This window comes from uncultured Sphingomonas sp. (genome assembly GCF_964237335.1).
GTDB lineage: Bacteria > Pseudomonadota > Alphaproteobacteria > Sphingomonadales > Sphingomonadaceae > Sphingomonas.
The window spans coordinates 175,694-194,457 of sequence record NZ_CAXSHM010000001.1; the positions used below are offsets into that span (position 1 = coordinate 175,694).

18 protein-coding genes, 1 other RNA gene and 1 pseudogene (1 of these 20 cut by a window edge) are annotated in these 18,764 nt (G+C 68.1%); 9 read left to right on the top strand and 11 right to left on the bottom strand.

Annotated elements, in window-relative coordinates; genetic code table 11:
• Positions 1-632 (top strand): annotated as a pseudogene (locus ACFE65_RS00830) (polyprenyl synthetase family protein); it begins 383 nt to the left of the window's first position.
• A gap of 275 nt (positions 633-907) precedes the next feature.
• The gene (locus tag ACFE65_RS00835; RefSeq protein WP_375380426.1) at positions 908-2,236 is read left to right on the top strand and encodes a hypothetical protein; all 1,329 of its coding nucleotides are present in this window, start codon (positions 908-910) and stop codon (positions 2,234-2,236) included.
• A gap of 194 nt (positions 2,237-2,430) precedes the next feature.
• On the opposite strand, the gene ACFE65_RS00840 is transcribed toward ACFE65_RS00835, so the two are convergent.
• Positions 2,431-3,444, bottom strand: a complete 1,014-nt coding sequence (locus ACFE65_RS00840; RefSeq protein WP_375380427.1) for a cation diffusion facilitator family transporter — start codon at positions 3,442-3,444, stop codon at positions 2,431-2,433.
• Between the two features lie 121 nt (positions 3,445-3,565).
• On the opposite strand from ACFE65_RS00840, the gene hrpB reads away from it, so the two are divergent.
• Positions 3,566-6,097 carry an ATP-dependent helicase HrpB gene (gene hrpB / locus ACFE65_RS00845; RefSeq protein ID WP_375380428.1) on the top strand — a complete coding sequence of 844 codons (2,532 nt, stop codon included), beginning with the start codon at positions 3,566-3,568 and terminating at the stop codon, positions 6,095-6,097.
• 9 nt (positions 6,098-6,106) lie between these two features.
• Complete coding sequence (locus tag ACFE65_RS00850) at positions 6,107-6,391, top strand: ETC complex I subunit (protein WP_375380429.1); 285 nt, start codon at positions 6,107-6,109, stop codon at positions 6,389-6,391.
• Between the two features lie 173 nt (positions 6,392-6,564).
• Here ACFE65_RS00850 and ACFE65_RS00855 read toward each other — a convergent pair whose 3' ends face one another.
• Genes ACFE65_RS00855 through ACFE65_RS00875 form a run of 5 tightly spaced genes read right to left on the bottom strand, consistent with a single transcriptional unit; the run spans position 6,565 to position 9,540 of the window.
• Positions 6,565-6,870, bottom strand: a complete 306-nt coding sequence (locus tag ACFE65_RS00855) for a hypothetical protein (protein ID WP_375380430.1) — start codon at positions 6,868-6,870, stop codon at positions 6,565-6,567.
• Positions 6,863-7,393, bottom strand: a complete 531-nt coding sequence (locus ACFE65_RS00860; protein ID WP_375380431.1) for an NUDIX hydrolase — start codon at positions 7,391-7,393, stop codon at positions 6,863-6,865. The genes ACFE65_RS00855 and ACFE65_RS00860 overlap by 8 nt, the downstream gene beginning before the upstream one ends.
• On the bottom strand, positions 7,390-8,067 hold the full coding sequence (locus ACFE65_RS00865; RefSeq protein ID WP_375380432.1) for a TPM domain-containing protein: 678 nt from the start codon (positions 8,065-8,067) through the stop codon (positions 7,390-7,392). Before ACFE65_RS00865 ends, ACFE65_RS00860 begins: the two co-directional genes overlap by 4 nt.
• Entirely contained in the window at positions 8,067-8,945 is an 879-nt protein-coding gene (locus ACFE65_RS00870) for a TPM domain-containing protein (protein WP_375380433.1), read from the bottom strand. Before ACFE65_RS00870 ends, ACFE65_RS00865 begins: the two co-directional genes overlap by 1 nt.
• Positions 8,946-8,949: 4 nt before the next feature.
• Positions 8,950-9,540, bottom strand: coding sequence for a LemA family protein (locus ACFE65_RS00875; RefSeq protein ID WP_375380434.1), 591 nt, complete (start codon positions 9,538-9,540; stop codon positions 8,950-8,952).
• A gap of 107 nt (positions 9,541-9,647) precedes the next feature.
• Between ACFE65_RS00875 and mscL the strand changes: the two genes are divergently transcribed.
• On the top strand, positions 9,648-10,103 hold the full coding sequence (gene mscL, locus ACFE65_RS00880; RefSeq protein ID WP_375380435.1) for a large conductance mechanosensitive channel protein MscL: 456 nt from the start codon (positions 9,648-9,650) through the stop codon (positions 10,101-10,103).
• 129 nt (positions 10,104-10,232) lie between these two features.
• On the opposite strand, the gene ACFE65_RS00885 is transcribed toward mscL, so the two are convergent.
• Positions 10,233-10,664: an RrF2 family transcriptional regulator gene (locus ACFE65_RS00885; protein WP_375380436.1), complete on the bottom strand. Its 432-nt coding sequence runs from the start codon at positions 10,662-10,664 to the stop codon at positions 10,233-10,235.
• Positions 10,665-10,723: 59 nt separating this feature from the next.
• On the opposite strand from ACFE65_RS00885, the gene ssrA reads away from it, so the two are divergent.
• Together ssrA and ACFE65_RS00895 are read left to right on the top strand one after the other, a co-directional pair.
• Positions 10,724-11,131: a transfer-messenger RNA gene (gene ssrA, locus ACFE65_RS00890) on the top strand.
• A gap of 235 nt (positions 11,132-11,366) precedes the next feature.
• Positions 11,367-12,152 carry a class II aldolase/adducin family protein gene (locus ACFE65_RS00895; RefSeq protein ID WP_375380437.1) on the top strand — a complete coding sequence of 262 codons (786 nt, stop codon included), beginning with the start codon at positions 11,367-11,369 and terminating at the stop codon, positions 12,150-12,152.
• Here the strand turns inward: ACFE65_RS00895 and ACFE65_RS00900 are convergent.
• Together ACFE65_RS00900 and ACFE65_RS00905 are read right to left on the bottom strand one after the other, a co-directional pair.
• Positions 12,130-12,342, bottom strand: a complete 213-nt coding sequence (locus ACFE65_RS00900; RefSeq protein ID WP_375380438.1) for a hypothetical protein — start codon at positions 12,340-12,342, stop codon at positions 12,130-12,132. The two genes, ACFE65_RS00895 and ACFE65_RS00900, sit on opposite strands and share 23 nt — an antisense overlap.
• A 28-nt stretch (positions 12,343-12,370) precedes the next feature.
• Positions 12,371-13,132 (bottom strand): SDR family NAD(P)-dependent oxidoreductase, encoded by a 762-nt coding sequence (locus tag ACFE65_RS00905; RefSeq protein ID WP_375380439.1) that lies wholly within the window; start codon positions 13,130-13,132, stop codon positions 12,371-12,373.
• 89 nt (positions 13,133-13,221) lie between these two features.
• On the opposite strand from ACFE65_RS00905, the gene ACFE65_RS00910 reads away from it, so the two are divergent.
• Entirely contained in the window at positions 13,222-14,121 is a 900-nt protein-coding gene (locus ACFE65_RS00910) for a LysR family transcriptional regulator (RefSeq protein WP_375380440.1), read from the top strand.
• A 270-nt stretch (positions 14,122-14,391) separates the two neighbouring features.
• Complete coding sequence (locus ACFE65_RS00915; protein ID WP_375380441.1) at positions 14,392-15,099, top strand: DNA helicase; 708 nt, start codon at positions 14,392-14,394, stop codon at positions 15,097-15,099.
• Between the two features lie 252 nt (positions 15,100-15,351).
• Here ACFE65_RS00915 and cobA read toward each other — a convergent pair whose 3' ends face one another.
• Positions 15,352-16,152: a uroporphyrinogen-III C-methyltransferase gene (cobA, locus tag ACFE65_RS00920; protein WP_375380442.1), complete on the bottom strand. Its 801-nt coding sequence runs from the start codon at positions 16,150-16,152 to the stop codon at positions 15,352-15,354.
• Positions 16,139-18,757, bottom strand: a complete 2,619-nt coding sequence (locus ACFE65_RS00925) for a molybdopterin-dependent oxidoreductase (protein ID WP_375380443.1) — start codon at positions 18,755-18,757, stop codon at positions 16,139-16,141. The genes cobA and ACFE65_RS00925 overlap by 14 nt, the downstream gene beginning before the upstream one ends.
• Between the last annotated feature and the right edge of the window lie 7 nt (positions 18,758-18,764).

Sequence of the window (18,764 nt, forward strand, 5' to 3'; positions counted from 1 at the left end):
TGTTCAGCCGCTCGTTCGAGCTGATGGTGGAGGACGGCAGCCTCAAGGTGCTCAAGATCCTGTCCGCCACCAGCGCGATCATCGCGGAGGGCGAGGTCAACCAGCTCACCGCCGCGCGCCGGCTAGACCTGCCCGAGGAACGCTACCTCCACATCATCGACGCCAAGACCGCCGCGCTGTTCGCCGCCGCCTGCCGCATCGCCGCGGTGGTGGCCGAGCGGCCGGAGTCGGAGGAGGCGGCGCTCGATGCCTATGGCCGCAACCTCGGCATCGCGTTCCAGCTCGTCGACGATGCGATCGACTATATCTCGGACGCGGGCACGATGGGCAAGGATGCGGGCGACGACTTCCGGGAGGGCAAGATGACGCTGCCCGTCATCCTGGCGCACGCGCGCGGCGATGCGGCGGCGCGGGCGTTCTGGAAGGCGGCGATCGCAGGCCACCGCAACTCGGACGACGATCTGGCCGAGGCCGTCGACCGCGTCCGCGCCACCCGTGCGATCGACGACACGCTCGCCCGCGCCCGCCACTACGGCCAGCGCGCGATCGACGCGTTGGGGCCGTTCGCGGCGAGCAAGGCGAAGGAGACGATGGTCGAGGCCGTCGAGTTCGCGGTCGCGCGGCCGTATTGAGGGGGGTCCCGTGACCCATCTCCATCACCCCGGACTTGATCCGCGGTCACGCGTTGATCGCATCTTGGATGGGCAATAAGCACGACCGCGGTTCAATCCATCCGAACGTGCCGAAACTTGCTGATCGCAGAAGTCCGGCATCATGCTCGGTCTACTAAACCTTGTCGGTCGGCAGGGTCAGCTTGCGACACGGGCCTCCCAGCCACTCGATTATACGAGTTGGTTAACGACTCCATCATCAAACGGCATTAGACCGTCTTGATCGGAGGGGTAGCGTGGGGACAGGTAATCTCGAAAAGGAAGAATATCAGTTTTCCTGGTCAAGAGTTATCATTTGGCTAGCACTTGCTACTACGATCGGTGCCCTGACGACTCTGTCCCTTCTCTGGTTGACCCAGATGAGCCTTGGCCGCGGAGGGAGTGAGCGCATCCATGAGGCATTTGCAACTCAGGCGCTGGTCGGTGACTACCTTGCTGGGGATACCAATCGGGGCAAGCATCAATTCAACGATTGCCTGATATTAGGAATGGCGTTGGATCAGCGAGCTCGACCAAGGGAGTTGGCTGTAAGTCCCACAATCCCGTTTGCTTCCGCTCCAGATGTTTGCAAGGCTCTTCAAGCCGATCAGGCGAGCGGAAACCATTTCTATCATAATTATTTGCATGGAAGCACTGTCTTAGTCCGATTTCTTCTACCTTACTTTTCAATAAAGAGTATTCGTGACTTTTACAGATTAATGATTGAAGCTCTTCTGCTAATAGGCATTGGTATTTGCATGCTGAGGATCAGTCTTGGTCAGGCAGTACGTGAACATTCGGTTTTCCTCGTCGTTATTATCAGCTTCTCGCGTTTCTTTGGCCTTGAGATGTTCGGGCAGTCCCTTGGCCATGGGCCTGCCGATGCCGTTCTGATCGGATACATAGTATTTCTAGCCGTCAATACTGGGAAGCTGTCGGCTAGATCGGCAGCATTAGCAGCTTCACTGTTCGGCTCCCTCACAATGGTATTCGAACTTCTTACTGGAGGACTACCGCTCGGCCTAGCAGCGGTTACTGGATTGACCTGGTTCGCCCTTGAAGAGTCAGAGCGACGATCTTTCGTCATCAAGCTCAGTGCTCTCGCTTATGTGACAGCAGCTGCGGCAGCGGCCCTGACCAAGTTAGCGGCAGTAGCTGTGGTATTTGGTCCCGAAGCGTTGCATATCGTCGGTAGGGCCGCGCAACAACGGATCAACGGTTCACTGGACCCGATGTTCAGCGATCGGAATCTGCTGAGTTCGATAGTCGGAAACATGGACGCACTCGCACCGGGCTTGGGGCCCTTGAGTTTCGGCGTGTTCCTGATTGCTTTGGTATCAGGTGGTTGGGCTGCGTGGCGTCATCGTTTTCGCCAAGAGGCGATGTTGCTTGCAGGATCTAATGTTCCTGTCCTTGCGTGGCCGTTCATCTTCCACCAGCATATGATAATTCATGCTTGGTTTATGGATAGAATCTTCGTGTGGACGATCGCCTCGGGTTTTGGTCTGTTCCTGCTTTCGGTTATCTACGCTCACGAAGTCGACGTCTGCGACAGGCCTGTAGCGAAATCGGCTGTCGCCCATTGATACAGCGATGAGCCTACCTCGCTGAGCCTGCCAAACCACGTTGCCTTGCTTGGACGACACCTGTGCTGAGCCCATAGCATCAAGGAGCAGGGCTGTTGATATCTGCTTGAACGGTCAGATGCACCAAAGCTGCCAGACCGCTTTCCCCTCAAGCCGGCCGTGCCACCCGCAGCGCGCCACGCCCGCCCCGCGTCTCACACCACCGCCGCGCTCCTCAGGCCGCAGTCCGGGCCTTCGCCCGTCTCCACCTGCAGCGTCGCGTGGCCGATGCCGAACCGGCGGCGGAGCAGTTCCTGCGCGTCGTCCAGCCACGTGTCGCCCGGGTGGCCCGCCGGGATGACGAGGTGCGCGGTCAGCACCGTCTCCGTCGTGCTCATCGGCCAGATGTGCAGGTCGTGCGCCGCCGTCACGCCAGGCAGGCCGGACAGCGCGGTCGCGACCGCGTCGTAATCGATGCCGCGCGGCACGCCGGCCAGCGCCATCTCCCCCGTCTCGCGCAGCAGGCCCCATGTCTGCCAGAAGATCAGCGCGGCGATCACCAGGCTGACGACCGGATCGATCCAGCCGAGGTGCGAGTACCAGATCGCGATCCCCGCCAGCACGACGCCGGCCGAGACGATCGCGTCGCCCGCCATGTGCAGGAACGCGGCGCGGACGTTGACGTCGCCCTTGCGCCCGCTCGCGAACAGCCAGGCTGTCAGCCCGTTCACGACGATCCCGACGGCGGCGACCTCCGATATCGTGATCCCGGCGACCGTCGGCGCGTCGCCCAGCCGCAACCGCTGTATCGCCTCGAGCACGATCGCGCCCAGCGCGACCAGCAGCAGCAGCGCGTTGAGCAGCGCCGCCAGGATGGTCGACCCGCGCAGGCCATAAGTAAAGCGCTTGGTCGGCGCGGTTCGCGCAAGCGCCGCCCCGCCCCAGGCGACCGCCAGCCCCAGCACGTCGCTGAGGTTGTGCCCCGCATCCGCCAGCAGCGCGACCGAGTTGACCGCAAGGCCCACGACGGTCTCGCCGATCACGAAAGCGATGTTGAGCGCGATGCCGACCGCGAAGGCGCGGTCGAACGAGGCGGGGGCGTGCGAATGGCCGTGGCCGCCATGGGAATGGCCATGCGCGTGGCCGTGATGGTCTTCGGCGTGCGGATGGCCGTGCGCATGGCCGTGGTCGTGGCCGTGATCGTGACCGTGGTGTGAGTGCCCGAGCATGGCCGACTGCCTATCACCGGCACGCGCCGCTTCCTACCCATCGGTTGCGTCATGATCCCGCGAATGTCGATCGGCGGCTCGGGGCTTGCGCGGGCGGCGATCCGTGCCATCGACGAGTCCGATGGCGTCGCTCCCGATCCAGACCGTGCTGCCCGCGATCCTGGCCGCGCTGCGTGCGGGGCCGAACCTGGTGCTGGTCGCGCCGCCGGGCGCGGGCAAGACGACCGCGGTCGCCCCCGCGCTGCTTGGGCAGCCGTGGTGTACGGGCGAGGTGCTGCTCCTGTCCCCCCGCCGCCTCGCCGCCCGCGCCGCCGCCGAGCGGATCGCCGCCACGCTGGGCCAGCCGGTCGGCCGCACGATCGGCTATGCGACGCGGATGGACAGCAGGCGGTCGGCCGCGACCCGGCTGACGGTGCTGACCGAGGGCATCTTCGTCGCGCGCATCCAGGCCGACCCGGAGCTTGCCGGCGTCTCGGCGGTGCTGTTCGACGAGGTCCATGAGCGCAGCCTCGACGGCGACACCGGCCTAGCCTTCGCGCTCGACGTCCAGGGCTCGCTCCGGCCCGACCTGCGGCTGGTGGCGATGTCGGCGACGCTCGACGGCGCGCGGTTCGCGGACCTGATGGCCGATCCATGTACAGGACCCGCGCCGGTGATCGAGAGCGAAGGGCGGAGCCACCCGCTCGAGCTGGTCCATCTCGGCCGGGCGGGCGAGCAGCGGATCGAGGATGCGATGGCCGCCGCGATCCGCTTGGCGCTGCGCGAGGCGCCGGGCGATCTGCTCGCCTTTCTCCCGGGCGTCGCGGAGATCGAGCGTACGGCGGAGCGGCTTGAGAACCTCGACGTGGCGATCCACTTCCTCCACGGCCAGATCGACCCTGCGCACCAGCGCGCCGCGCTCGTCCGCGATCCCGACGGACGGCGCCGCGTGGTGCTGGCGACCAGCATCGCGGAGACCAGCCTGACGCTCGACGGCGTGCGGATCGTCGTCGATTCAGGGCTCGCGCGCCGCCCGCGCTACGATCGCGCGGCGGGGATGACGCGGCTCGTCACCGAGCGCGCGAGCCAGGCGGCGACGACCCAGCGCGCCGGCCGCGCCGCGCGCCAGGCGCCGGGCGTCGCCTACCGTCTGTGGGAAGCCGCCGCGACCGCCGGGCTGCCCCGCTTCGACCCGCCGGAGATCGTGGAGGCGGACCTGTCGGGGCTGGTGCTGGCGGCGGCGATCTGGGGCGTCACCGATCCGCGCGCGCTCGCCTGGATCGATCCGCCGCCCGACGCGGCGGTCAGCGAGGCGCGCGCGCGGCTGCTGACGCTGGACGCGCTCGATGCCGACGGCCGGCCGACGCCGCACGGCCGCGCGCTCGCCACCCTGCCGCTCGCGCCGCGGCTGGCGCACATGCTGGTACGAGCCGGCGACCTGGGACTAGCGAGCGTCGCCGCCGAGGTGGCGGTGCTGCTGGGCGAGCGCGGGCTCGGCGGGCCGGACGTCGACCTGGAAGTGCGCCTGCGCCGCTGGCGGGGCGACCGCGGAGCCAAGGCGCAGGCCGCGCGGCGGATGGCGGAGCGGTGGGCCGGGCTGGTGCAATCTGGTCGCCCTCACCCTTCCCACCCGCTGCGCGGGCGGGCCCCTTCCCTCTCCCGATGGGAGAGGGAGGGAGCGGCGGAGCCGCGGAAGGGTGAGGGTGACGACGTCACAGCTTGCATCGCGCTCGCCTTCCCCGATCGCGTCGCGCGCCGGCGCGATGCGTCGGGCGAGCATTGGGCGAGCGTCGGCGGACGCGGGTTTCGGCTTGATCCCGCCGCCTCGCTCGCCCGCGCGGAGTGGCTGGCGGTCGCGGAGACGCAAGGGTCGGCGGCGGGTGCGCGCATCCTGTCCGGCGCGGCGATCGACCTGGCAACGCTGGAGGCGCTGTTCGGCGACCGCATCGCCGTCCACCGCACCGTCGCCTTCGATCCGGCGACCGGCGGCGTACAGGCGAGCCGGGAACGGCGGCTGGGTGCGCTGAAGCTGTCGGCCGGCCCCGACGACCGTGCCGACCCCGCCGCCATCGCCGCCGCGCTGCTGGACGGCGTGCGCCGCCACGGGCTCGCGCTGCTGCCGTGGAGCGAGGGCGCCACGGCCCTGCGGGCCCGCGCCGCCTATGCCGGCCTGCCGCTCGATGACGCCGCGCTGATCGATCGGCTCGATGAGTGGCTGGCGCTGCTGCTCGCGGGCCGGCGGCGCCTCGACGCGATCCCGCCGGGCGCGCTGACCGACGCGCTGCGCGGCCTACTCGGCTGGGACGGCGGCCGCACGATCGACCGGCTCGCCCCCGCCGACTTCGCCAGCCCCGCCGGCTCCACCCACGCGATCGACTATGCCGCGGAGGCCGGCCCAACCGTGACCTTGCGCGTCCAGGCGCTGTTCGGCCTCGCCGAGCATCCGGCGGTGGGCTCGGCGCGCGTGCCGCTGGTGCTCAGCCTCACCTCGCCGGCCGGGCGCCCGATCCAGACGACGCGCGACCTGCCCGGCTTCTGGACAGGAAGCTGGAGCGCGGTGGCGAAGGAGATGCGCGGCCGCTACCCCCGCCACCCCTGGCCCGACGACCCCGCCGCCGCCGATCCGACGCTGCGCACCAAAAAGGCGGATGCGCGGGTGAGCGGAAGGAAGTAAGGACACCCTATGCCCACCGCCCGCATCTATCAGGCTCCCAAGAGCTCCATGTCCTCCGGCCGCAAGGGCCGCGCCGGTCGCTGGGTGCTGGAGTTCGACCCCGCCGAGGCCAAGCGCCCCGATCCGCTCACCGGCTGGGCGGGCAGCGGCGACACGCGCGACCAGATCCGACTGTACTTCGACAGCTCGGAGGCGGCGGTGGCGCACGCCGAGCGCGAGGGCTGGGCCTTCCACATCGCGCCCGCGCCGCAACGCTCGCTGAAGCTGCAGGCGTACGCGGACAATTTTCGGTAGCCGCTGTTCTCTAGTCCGTTCAGGGGTCCGTTCAGGCTGAGCTTGTCGAAGCCCTGTCCTTCTCTCTTCGCGACGGGCAGAAGAGAAGCAGCCCCCTTCACTGCCTGCCAGGGCAGGCGCTCAGGACAGGCTTCGACAAGCTCAGGGTGAACGGATGAAGGTAATCCGCTCGATCAGATGCCACCACCCGAGTTAAAGACGTAGCCAACCAGCAGGACCAAAGCGATCAGCATCCATAACGTCAACGCGACCGTCAGGCGCGCCGATCGTCGGGCAATCGTACAAAGAATCAGCACCGGACCAATCCCACCGACGATCAACAGGCCGATCGATCCGCCCCGATACCACCATGCCTGCTCAACGCTTGAATATGGTCCCGCCGCAAATATGGATGCGAGCGAACCCATGGAAACGATGTTGAAGACGGCGAGCGAACCGGCGCAACCGAGCCGCGCTCGCTGATAGCCATCGTCAGGCAAGGAATCCACCAGCGAGCACCAACAGCATCTTGACGTCCACCGCATATCCCTCGGCGCGCTTCGCCGCGACGAACCCCGCCACCGCCGCGAGCGGGATGGTGTGGACGGTGATGCCCTCCCCCTCCTCGCCGCCGCCGTCGCCCACGCGCGTCAGGCCGGTCGCGCGGACCAGCGTGAACGTCTCGCTCGTCATGCCGGGCGACGAGGCGAACACGCCGAGCGGTTCGATCCGCGAGGGCCGATAACCGGTCTCCTCTTCCAGCTCGCGCGCGGCGGCGGCCTCGACCGTCTCGGGCTCGTGCCCATCCTCGACAGGCTGATCGCCCACCAGACCGGCCGGCAGCTCGATCGTGCGACAGCCGAGTGGCGTCCGGTATTGCTCCACCAGGATCACTGCGCCCTCGTGGATCGCCAGGATCACCGCGGCATGCAGGTCGCCGCGCCGCGCCGCATATTCCCACGTCCCCTGCGTGCGGATCTCGAGGAACCTGCCGTGCCAGGGCGTCTCGACCGGATCGCTCAAAGCTCGATCAGCCGGTCGGGCAGCTCGTTGGGATCGGTGCCGGTATAGGGGATGTGCTGCGCCAGCACCGCGCCGATGCGCCCGACCGCGGCGACCAGCCCGTCGCCCGCGCGCCCGGCCTTCAGTTCCGCCGTCAGCGCGACCATCGCCGCGCCCCACTCCTCCGGCGCCACCGCCGCCGTCACCGCCGCATCCGCGACGATCTCCGCCCGCCGTTCGGCAATCGACAAGTACAGGAGCACGCCGGTGCGGGTCGCGGTCCGCGACTCGACGCCGGTGCGGAACAGCAGGATCGCGCGCCCCCGCACCCGCCGCGCCCGCGTCGCATGGGGCGCGGAGGCGACGCGCAAGGCGGGGCCGCGGAACAGCGCCTGCCCGGCCAGGAACACCAGCGCCGCGAGCACCGCCGCCAGCGCCAGCAGATCACCGGCTGGCGCCCCCTCGCCCCAGCGATCCGCGCCCGGCAGCACGTCGAGCAACCGGGCGAAATGGTCCGGCACGAACGCCTGGCCCGCGACGATCAGCAGCATGGCGAGCACCGTCCAATGCAGCGCGGCGTCGCGATAGTCGTCGGACCGCGCGGCGGCGATCACCGCGACCTCGGCGTCCGTGGTCGTCTCCGCCGCTGTCACCGCCGCCGCGACGCGCGCGCGATCCTCGTCGGTCAGCACCATCACCAGTCCCCCGACGCGCCGCCGCCGCCGAACGAGCCGCCACCGCCGCCCGAGAAGCCGCCGTCGCCCCAACCACCGGACGAACCGCCACCGCCGCCACCGGGCCAGCCGCCGCCGCCGCCACGGTTCATGCTGCCGAGCACCGAGCCCCACAGGATCGCCGAGCCGAGCCCCGAGCCGCCGCCGTACCGCTGCCCGCCGCCCCCGCGCCGGAACCGGCTGAGCATGAAGAAGCCGATGACCATCAGCCAGAAGATCAGGCCGATCCCGCCGCCGCCGCCGCTGCGCGAGGCGGAGCGCTGGTGAGTCTTGTCGAACGCCGTCACCGCAGCATCAGTGCGCGCCTTCGCCTCGTCGGGAGAGGCACGAAGCTGCGCGATGAGCGCGTCCGTTCCCGCCTCCATCGCGCCGGGCACGTCGCCGGCCTTCAGGCGCGGCAGCATGTCCTGGTTGATGACGACGCTGGACAGCGCATCCGTCAGCACCGGCTCCAGCCCATAGCCGACCTCGATCCGGGGCCCACGATGCCCGGCCGGCTCGTTGGGGGCGATGAACAGGATCGCGCCGTTGTTGACGTCGCGCAACCCGACGCCCCACGTCCGCCCCAGCCGATAGCCGTAATCCTCGACGTCGCGGCCCTGCAGATCCGGGATCGTCGCGACGACGAGCTGACGGTGCGTGTCCGTCTCCAGTTTCTGGAGCTTGGCCGTCAGATCGGCGCGGGTCGCCGGCGGCAATACGTTGGCGGCGTCCACCACCAGCCCGGTGAACTTGGGCGGCGTGATGCCGGCATCCGCCTGCTGGGCCAGCGCCGGCGACGCGACCAGCGCGAGCAGGACGACCAGGGACGCAGAGAGCCGCCGGGCGAGACGCGTCACCCGATCAGCTCGCGTTGCCGAAGTTCACCGTCGGCGCGACGCCGTTCTGCGTGTCCTGCGTCGTCGCGGTGAACGGCACCATCGGCTTCGCGCCGTACACCACCTTGGCGCCGATCGCGGCGGGGAAGGTGCGGATCGTCGTGTTGTAGCTCTGGACTGCGTCGTTGTAGTCGCGTCGCGCGATCACGATCCGGTTCTCCGTGCCCTCGAGCTGGCTCATCAGCGTTGTGTAATTGCCCTGGCTCTTGAGCTCGGGATACGCCTCCTGCAACCGCTGTAGCGACGTGCCGATGCCCGCCTGGACATGCTCGAACCGCTCGACCTTGGCGGGATCGGTCAGGTCGTCGCCCGACAGGTGGACGGTGTTCGCCTGCGCGCGCGCCTGCGTCACCTGCACCAATATGTCCTTCTCCTGCGCGCCCGCCGCCTTCACGGTCGACACGAGGTTGGGGATCAGGTCCGCGCGGCGCTGATACTCGTTCTGCACGTCGGCCCAGCGCGCCTTGGCGGCCTCCTGCTGCGTCGGGATCGAGTTGATGCCGCAGCCGCCGAGCGCGGCGGCCGACGCGATCACGATCCCCGAACGAAACTTCATCGACTGCATCCTCACCACCTGCTGTATCGCCGGTATAGGACACCGCGGCGGGCTTGGCGACCGCCATTCGGTGCGATAGCCTTCGGGTCCACAACGGGGAGGCGGCCATGCTCAAGGAGTTCCGATCGTTCATCGCGCGCGGCAACGTGCTCGACCTCGCGGTCGCGGTCATCATCGGCGCGGCGTTCAGCCGGATCGTGGCGTCGCTGACCGACGACGTGCTGATGCCGATCATCGGCAAGATCTTCGGCGGGCTCGATTTCTCGGGCTATTTCATCGTCCTGTCCAAGGACAAGGTACCGGCCGCGCTCGCCGGATCAAGCGACTATGCCGCGCTCAAGAAGGCGGGCGTGCCGCTGCTCGGCTATGGCGCGTTCGTGACGCAGCTCGTCAACTTCCTGATCGTCGCGTTCATCATCTTCCTGATCGTCCGCTCGGTGAACCGCGCGACGACGATCTTCGAGGTCGAAAAGAACAAGTCCGCCGCCGTCCCCGCGCCCGAGCCGACCGAAGTGGCTCTGCTGCGCGAGATCAGGGACGAGCTGAAGGGGCGGGTGCTTTAGGTCAGGCTCGCCGTTCCGACGAGCGCGGTACCGGCCCTCTCCCCCACCCGGCCTCCCATCAAGGATACTCTGTGGGAGGCCGGGTGGGGGAGAGGGCCGGTACCGCTACATCCGCGTGAGCGGATCAGATCAAGCCGCGACCATCTCCCGCGTCGCCGCGTCAGCCAGGCTGGTGCCGTCGAGGATGCGCGCCGTCTCGTCGCGGACGCGCATCATCGCGTCGCGGATCGCGCAGTCCGCCTCGCTGCGGCAGTCGGCGCAGCGGCGATAGGCGGTGCGGCTGACGCAGGGGATCAGCGCCAGCGGCCCCTCGATGACGCGGATGATTTCGCCCAGCGAGATCAGGTGCGTCGGCCGCGCGAGGCGATATCCGCCCATCTTGCCGCGCGTGGAGGCGATCAGCCCCGCCTCGCGCAGGTCGGCGAGGATCAGTTCCAGGAACTTGCGCGGCACGGTCGCCTCGATCGCGATGCGCGTCATCGGGATCGGGCCTCCGCCCGGCGGCGCCTCGGCGAGGAACAGCATCGCGCGGAGCGCGTAGCGGGAACGCTGGGTCAACATGGGGTCTGATTGCACCCGGTTTGTGGCAAGCGAAAGGCCGGACCGGACCGATTTGGAAGGGCGTTGCGGCGCGCGCGGAACCGACTATATCACATCGTGCCGGGTCCGCCCGGCTATGGCGATAAATCGCGGCGTAGAATAGATGCAGCGGACCCGGGGGCAGTACCCGGCGGCTCCACCACTTGAGCCGGTCAGCCAGCACGCATGAAGCGTGCCGGCCGAGCGGCTCAGCTGATGGGGCCGAACCAGGATCGACGGGCATTGAAAGGCGCAGCGTTTCGCTCGGAATGGGACCACCGCAACGGCCCATTACACAAGTGCCAACGATAACGAAGCACTCGCGATTGCGGCGTAACTGAGGGCCTGACGGCCTGAGGTTATTCTAAAAGAGCGCGGTTGGACCGCACCGGGCAACAGAAGCGGATTCCAGCGGTTCGGGGGGCACCGGGCAACAGAAGCCCCCTACCGCGCAGGCTCGGCAAAGCCGAGCCAAGCGCGGCCGGCGGACGGCCGAGACCTCAGCCGATCCGTTCGACGGCGTGGCTCCGCCACGACGCCCGTTCTTAACCTCGGGCCGACTCCCCGATCAGCCGAGCAAGAAGCGGGATCCCGGGTCGAGCCCGGGATGACGGAGGATCGGGGCCCTCTTCTCCCCGCCCCCCAAAAGGCGTACCCCATGTCCAAAGAACCCAGGAGAGCGTCATGGTCAGCCTCGCGTCCCCCGCCGTCTCGAACGACACCCAGCCGCAGATGGTCCCCGGCGAATGGGAGGCCCGCGTCGACCTCGCCGCCGCCTACCGCCTCGTCGCGCTATACGGGTGGGACGACCTGATCTTCACGCATCTGTCGGCGCGCGTTCCCGGCCCCGAGCACCATTTCCTCATCAACCCCTATGACATGATGTTCGAGGAGATCACCGCCTCGTCGCTCGTCAAGATCGACGTGGAGGGCAAGCCGGTCGGTCCCGCGACGCATCCTGTGAATCCTGCGGGCTTCACCATCCACTCCGCGCTGCACATGGCGCGCGTCGATGCGGGCGCGGTGATGCACCTGCACACCCCCCATGGCCAGGCGGTGTCGGCGATGCGCTTCGGCCTGCTGCCGCATACCCAGACGTCGATGATCGCAGGCGCGGACGTCGCCTATCACGATTACGAGGGCATCGCGACCGACCTCGACGAGCGCGAGCGGCTGGTGGCGGATATCGGCACCAAGCACGCGATGATCCTGCGCAACCACGGCACGCTGACGGTGGGCGACAGCGTCGCGAGCTGCTTCCTGCGGCTCTATTTCTTGGAGCGCGCCTGCGAGGCGCAGGTCCACATGCTCAGCGCCGGGCGCGAAAACCTTCACGATCCCGAGCGGGGCGTGGAGGACAAGGTGGCGCACCAGTCCAACCCGGCGGGCATGGGCAGGCTGGCGCAGAAACTCGCCTGGCCCGCGCTGCTGAGGAAGCTCGACAGGGTCAGCCCGGGCTATCGGGACTGATCTTCCGCGCAGCCGACCGGTTTGATCGAGCCTGTGAGCCCCGATCCTCGCACGCCTGCGCCCGTTCGAAGATCGCCACCTTGCGCAGCACGAGCGTGCGCACCTCGTCCATCGTCGGCTCCTTCGCGACGCGCCCGGGCGGGTTCCCGATCCCGCACACGGGCCGCATGGACAGACTCCGCGTCGTCATCCAAGTCCGACCGTCAAGCTGGAGACAGTCAGATCTGTATGCCGCCGGCGACCTCGATCCGCTGCGCATTGACCCAGCCGAACTCGTCGGAAAGCAGGCCCGCGATGACCGGGCCGACATCCTCTGGACCGCCGACCCGACCAAGCGCCGTATGCGAGGCCAGCGTTTTGGCGACCTCCGGGTTGTCGCGCACGATCCCCCCGCTGAAATCGGTGGCGATGGCGCCCGGTGCGACGACGTTCACGGCGATGCGGCGCGGCCCCAGTTCCAACGCCATGTAGCGGGTCAGTGCCTCGACAGCCGCCTTCATGGGTCCGTAGATCGACCGTCCCAGATAGGAGAACCGCGCGAGCCCGGACGAGACGTTCACGATCCGCCCGCCGTCGTTCATCAGCGGCAGCAGTTTCTGCGTCAGCAGGAACGACCCCTTGAAGTGGACCGCGAATTGCGTGTCCAGTTCCGCTTCGGTGCCGTTCGCCAGCGTTGCCGACGAGGAGGTGCCGGCGTTGTTGACGAGATAGTCGAACCGCTCAGCGCCAAGGGTGACGAGCGCATCACGAACTCCGCCGATGAACCTGTCGAAGGTGGCCGCCTCGCCCACGTCGAGTTGGAGCGCCACCGCGGCGGCACCGGCCTCCTGAACGGCTGCGACGACCTTGTCGGCCTCGTCGCGCCGGCTGTTGTAGGTGAGGATCGACGAGACGCCACGCTCGGCCAGGCGCATGACCGTGTCGCGGCCCATGCCCCTGCTACCGCCGGTGACGATCGCGATACGCTTTGGATCTGCCATGATTGATCTCCTTCGCAAGGAGACATAGGGGCTCTGATTGCATCAGATAATACGCCAATCGCCTCACATGCTGTACGGACTTTTGAACAATGGTCGCCGACCTGCCTGCTGCCCGCGCCTTCGTCGCGGTTGCGACCGCGGGAGGATTTCGCGATGCGGCAGAGGCGACCGGCATCAGCGCGTCGAGCCTCAGCGGGGCCGTGAAGCGACTCGAAAGCCAATTGGGCGTCCGCCTGCTCAACCGAACGGCCCGCAGCGTCGTCACGACCGAGGCGGGCGGCCATGTGCTGGAGCGATTGCAGGCGGCGATGGCCGATGTGGAGGCGGCGCTCGACCGTGCCAACGACTATCGCGAGGCACCCAGCGGGACGATCCGCCTCAACGTGCCGGTCAACGCGGCGCGCCTCGTGTTGCCGCACATCCTGCCCGGCTTCGTCGAGGCCTTCCCCGCCATACGCGTCGAGATCGCGGCCGAGCACGGTTTCGTCGACATCCTTGCCGCAGGCTGTGACGCCGGCATCCGCTATGACGAGCGGCTGACCAAGAACATGGTCGCGGTGCCGATCGGGCCTGCCAGACAGTGGTTCGCGACCGCTGCCTCCCCAGCCTATCTGGCGCGCCACGGACGACCCCGGCATCCCAACGATCTGATCGATCATGCCTGCCTGCCGGGCCGGTTCGGAAGCGGCGCTGTTGCCGCGTGGGAGTTCGAGCATGGCGGCGAGACCGTGAGGATCGAGCCGACCGGGCCCGTGGTCGTCGACGTCAGCGCGATGGACCTTGCCGTCTCAGCCGCGATCAGTGGATGCGGCGTCGTGCATCTCTTCGAGGACTGGCTGAGGCCGATGCTGGATAGCGGCGCGCTTGAACCGGTATTGGAGCCATGGTGGCAGAGTTTCGGCGGCCCGTTCCTTTACTACCATGGCCGAGACCATGTGCCTGCGCCGTTGAAGGCGTTCATCGGTTACGTGCAGCAGCACGGGTGGTAAGCGGCATCCCACAACTCGATCCCGATCAGGAACGCTCCGGCTTTCTTGACGACCCTTCGTTTTCCGGCAGCCAAATCAGCAGCGCGATCCTCCGCCGTGGGGTTGCTCCACCTGAGCGGGTGCGATAGTTGCCGAGACAGGCTTGGCCCGCGCCTCCTCCCTCCGATCGGGGAAGTATCGCACATACGGGGCGACGAAGATCATCGGACCATCTGGCCGGGCGTTCGCAGAAGGAGGGATTGCGGCAGTTGCTCGGGAGGAGGTTCCACGATGCTGTTGTCTGCCCCGATCTATCAGTTGAAGCGCCGGGCTAAGTCACTTGCCCGCAAAGCGAGGATACCGCTGCACGAAGCACAGGATCGTATCGCCCGTGAGGAGGGGTTCCTTGCCTGGAGTGCACTTTCCGCCCGCTTGGCGGCAGGAGCTATGCCACCCGCTATGCTTCCAAGCCTTATGGATGGAGACATGCTGCTGCTCGGTGCTCGACCAGGGCGCGGCAAGACGATGCTGGGTTTAAGTCTTCTGATCGACGCGGTACGCGAAGGGCGGCGAGCGGTGTTTTTCACGTTGGAATATACAGATCAGGAAGCATTGAGTCGCATCCAGTCGCTCGACGGTAAGGATCATCCGCCGGAAATCGTGACATCAGAAGAGATCAGCGCCGATCTGATCGTTCGACATTTGACCGGCTCGCCGAGAGGGTCGGTAGCCGTTATCGACTACCTCCAGATTCTAGACCAGCAACGCGCCAAGCCCCCTCTGGCTGAACAACTAGAAACCCTTTCTCATTTCGCGCGGGACACAGGTACAATCCTGGCTTTCCTATCTCAGATCGACCGCTCCTTCGATGCGGCGCTAGATGCTTTACCGGGGATGGCCGATATACGCCTGCCGAACGCAATTTCATCGGGCGTGTTCTCGAAAGCCTGCTTCCTCAACGCGGGCCAGATGCGCCTACAAGAGGTTGTTCGCTATTAGCCTCAGCTTTTCGGCCGCCGACCCAAGTGGCGAGGATTTCAACCGATCCCTCGAGTTTGCAATCGCGGCGTGCCCCCTCGTTGAACTCAGGACGGGCGTGCCTCGTCTCGGTGGGGGCGGCGATCGCTGCCAGTTCGAAGGACTTGCGCCGCGCGATCGCGCTCTGCATCAACCCGCACGAAGCCTGCCCCGGCAAGTCCGGCGGTTCTAACCCTCGACGATACAGTAAGGTGCGAACTCGCTCGCGCGCGCTCAGGTCAATAGAACATCCGACCGCCGCCCGGTCTCAGCGGACGCCGGTACTGTCCGTCCGCGGCCTTCTCTCGCCACGCTTTCGCCGATCAGCAACAGGGTCGGGTCGTCGTCGCCGATCGCCTCGACCAGGAAGGCGAGCGAGGCCAACGTGCCGTGGATGATGCGCTCCGAGGGCAGGCTGACGTTCACCGCCACCAGAACGGGGGTGCGAGCGTCGCGCCCCGCGGCGATCAGTCGGCGCGCGATCTCGGGCGCGGCGGCACGGCCCATGTAGACGGCCAGCGTCGCATCGCTCGCGGTCAGCGTGTCCCACGCGAGATCCAGCGGCTCGCCCGCGCGCGCATGGGCGGTGACGAAGGTCAGCTTGCGCGCGAGCCCACGCAGCGTCAGCGATGTTGTGGCCGCCGCCGCCGCCGCGCTGGCGGCGGTGATGCCGGGGCACAGGCGGATGGGCACGCCGGCCGCGCGACACGCATCGATCTCCTCGGTCGACCGGCCGAAGATCGACGGATCGCCGCCCTTCAGCCGCACGACGCGTCGGCCGGCGAGCGCCGCGGCGACGATCACCGCGTCGATCGCTTCCTGCGGCTTCGAGTGGCGGCCCGATCGCTTGCCGACGCTCACCCGCTCGGCACCGACGGGTACCAGCGCCAGCACGCCTTCGCCCACCAGCGCATCGTGGAACACGATGTCGGCGGCGGCGATCAGTCGCTCGGCCTTGCGGGTCAGCAACTCCGGATCACCCGGCCCCGCGCCGACGAGCCAGACGGTGCCAGGCGGAAAGTCAGAGGATGACAAGGCTGGCCTCCTGCGGCGGCGGAAGAAGCCGGGCGAGCGCCGGACGGCACGACCCGCAATTGGTGCCCGCACCCAGCGCCGAACCGATGGCGGCGACGTCACGCAACTGGTGGTCGGCGATGGCGGTGAGGATCGTCTTCAGGCCGACGTCGAAACACGCGCAGACGATCGTCCCGCGATCGACCTGCACGCCGGGCGCGCGACCGGCGAGCAACGGGGGCGCGGCCAGCGGCTCCGCGAGTTGCGCGATCAGCCAGTCCCGCGCGGGGAGCATCCCCGGTCGGGCGACGAACAACGCGGAGGTCAGCCGACCATCGACCAGCGTGGCGACCCGCCACGATCCGCGTGCTGGATCGCGTGTCTCGATCCGCTCGCCGCCCGCGAGCACCGCCTCCAGCATCTCGGACGCGCCCGTGCCGGCCAGTTCCCACAGCTCGCCTGCGGACACCGCGACCCGCACCGCCCATGCGCAGCCGGGAGGCCCGGCCAGCGGATCGCGCGTGACGAGGAACCCGCACCAGTCGGTCAGATGCGCGCTCGCCCGCGCCGGCGTCGCCTTGAAGCCGGGCTGGCCGGAGATCGGATCCGCGGTAGGCCGCGGCAGCAGCCCGGTGCGGCCGGCGCTCGCGGTCCGGTCTGTCCAGTGGATCGGCACGAACAACTCGCCGCGCCGCTGGCTGTCGACCAGCGTCGCGCGATAGACGCTCTCACCCGACGGCGTCTCGATGCGCGCGATTGCGCCGTCCTCGATACCCAGCGCAGCGGCGTCGGCTGGGTGAATCTCCACCAGCGGCTCCTCGCGATGCCGCGCGAGTTTCGGCGACAAGCCGGTGCGGGTCATCGTATGCCACTGGTCGCGGTACCGGCCGGTGTTGAGCGTCATCGGCCATTGGAGGAGCGGTGCGGCCAGCCGGCGCTGCGCCACGGGCACCAGCCGCGCGCGGCCGTCGGGCGTCGGAAAGCGCCCGTCCGCGAACGGTGTGCCGCCCCAGCGGAACGGGGCCATCGCGTCATAATCGGCAGTGCCGCGCCCGGCATGGCCGGGCAGCTCGAACAGCCGCTCGCCGCCATTCTGATAGGTCGACAGCCGGCAATGCTCGCGCCAGATCTCGGCCGGGTGCTCATAGGCAAAGGCGGTCTTCCACCCCATCCGGCGGCCGACTTCCTTGACGATCCACCAGTCGGGCTGGGCCTCCCCGGCAGGCGGAAGGAAGGCACGCTGGCGGCTGATCGTGCGGTCGGAGTTGGTGACCGTGCCGTCCTTCTCGCCCCATCCCGCCGCGGGGAGGCGGACGTGCGCGAGCGCCGACGTGTCGGTCCGCTCGATCACGTCGGATACGACCACGAACGGGCAGCCGGCGATCGCCTCGCGCACCCGGCCTGCGTCGGGCATCGACACCGCGGGGTTGGTGGCCATGATCCACAACGCCTTGATCCGGCCCTCGCCGACGCTGCGGAACAGGTCGACCGCCTTCAGCCCAGGCTTCGTGGCCATTCCCGGGGAGGCCCAGAACCTGCCGACCCGAGCGACGTTCTTCGGCGTGAAATCCATGTGCGCGGCGAGGCTGGAGGAGAGCCCGCCGACCTCGCGGCCACCCATCGCGTTGGGCTGGCCCGTGATCGAGAAGGGCGCGGCTCCCGGTTTGCCGATCCGGCCAGTGGCGAGATGGACGTTGACGATCGCATTGACCTGATCGGTGCCGGTCAGCGACTGGTTGATCCCCTGACTGAACAAGGTGACGGTGCACGGCGTCGCGGCGAACAGTTCGTAGAACCGCCTGAGGGTCGCCGCCGGCACGTCGCAGGCCCGTGCGGCCGACCACAGGTCGTTGCCCTCGCCCAGCCTCGCCCAGAAATCGCCGGGCACCGAGACGTGAGCGTCCAGATAATCCTCGTCGACCGTCCCCGCCGCGCGGCACCAGGCGAGCAGACCCGTCATCAGTGCGACGTCGCTGCCCGGCCGGATCGCCAGATGCAGGTCCGCCTCGTCCGCGGTCTCGGTCCGGCGCGGGTCGATCACCACCAGCTTCGAGCCCCGCGTAGCGCGCGCGGCCATGATCCGCTGGTAGATCACCGGATGGCACCAGGCGGTGTTCGAGCCGACGAGCACGATCAGGTCCGCCACGTCGAGATCGTCGTAGCTCGCGGGCACGACGTCCTCGCCGAACGCTCGGACGTGCCCCGCCACTGCGCTCGCCATGCACAGCCGCGAGTTGGTGTCGATGTTGCCCGACCCGATGAACCCCTTCATCAGCTTGTTGGCGACGTAATAGTCCTCCGTCAGCAACTGCCCCGATACGTAGAAGGCGACGCTGTCGGGGCCATGTTGCGCGGTCGTCTGGCGGAAGCGACGCGCGACGGTGTCCAGCGCCTTGTCCCAGCCCACCTGCCGCTCGCCGATCATCGGGTGGAGCAGACGGCCTTCCAGCCCCACCGTCTCGCCCAGGTGCGTGCCCTTCGAGCATAGCCGGCCGTAATTCGCAGGGTGATCCCCATCGCCCTCGATCCGCACGCCACGATCATCGGGCCGTTCCCCCGTCGGCGTGGCGACGATCCCGCAGCCGACCCCACAATAGGCGCAGGTGGTGCGGACCGCGCCGGTCATTTCAGGC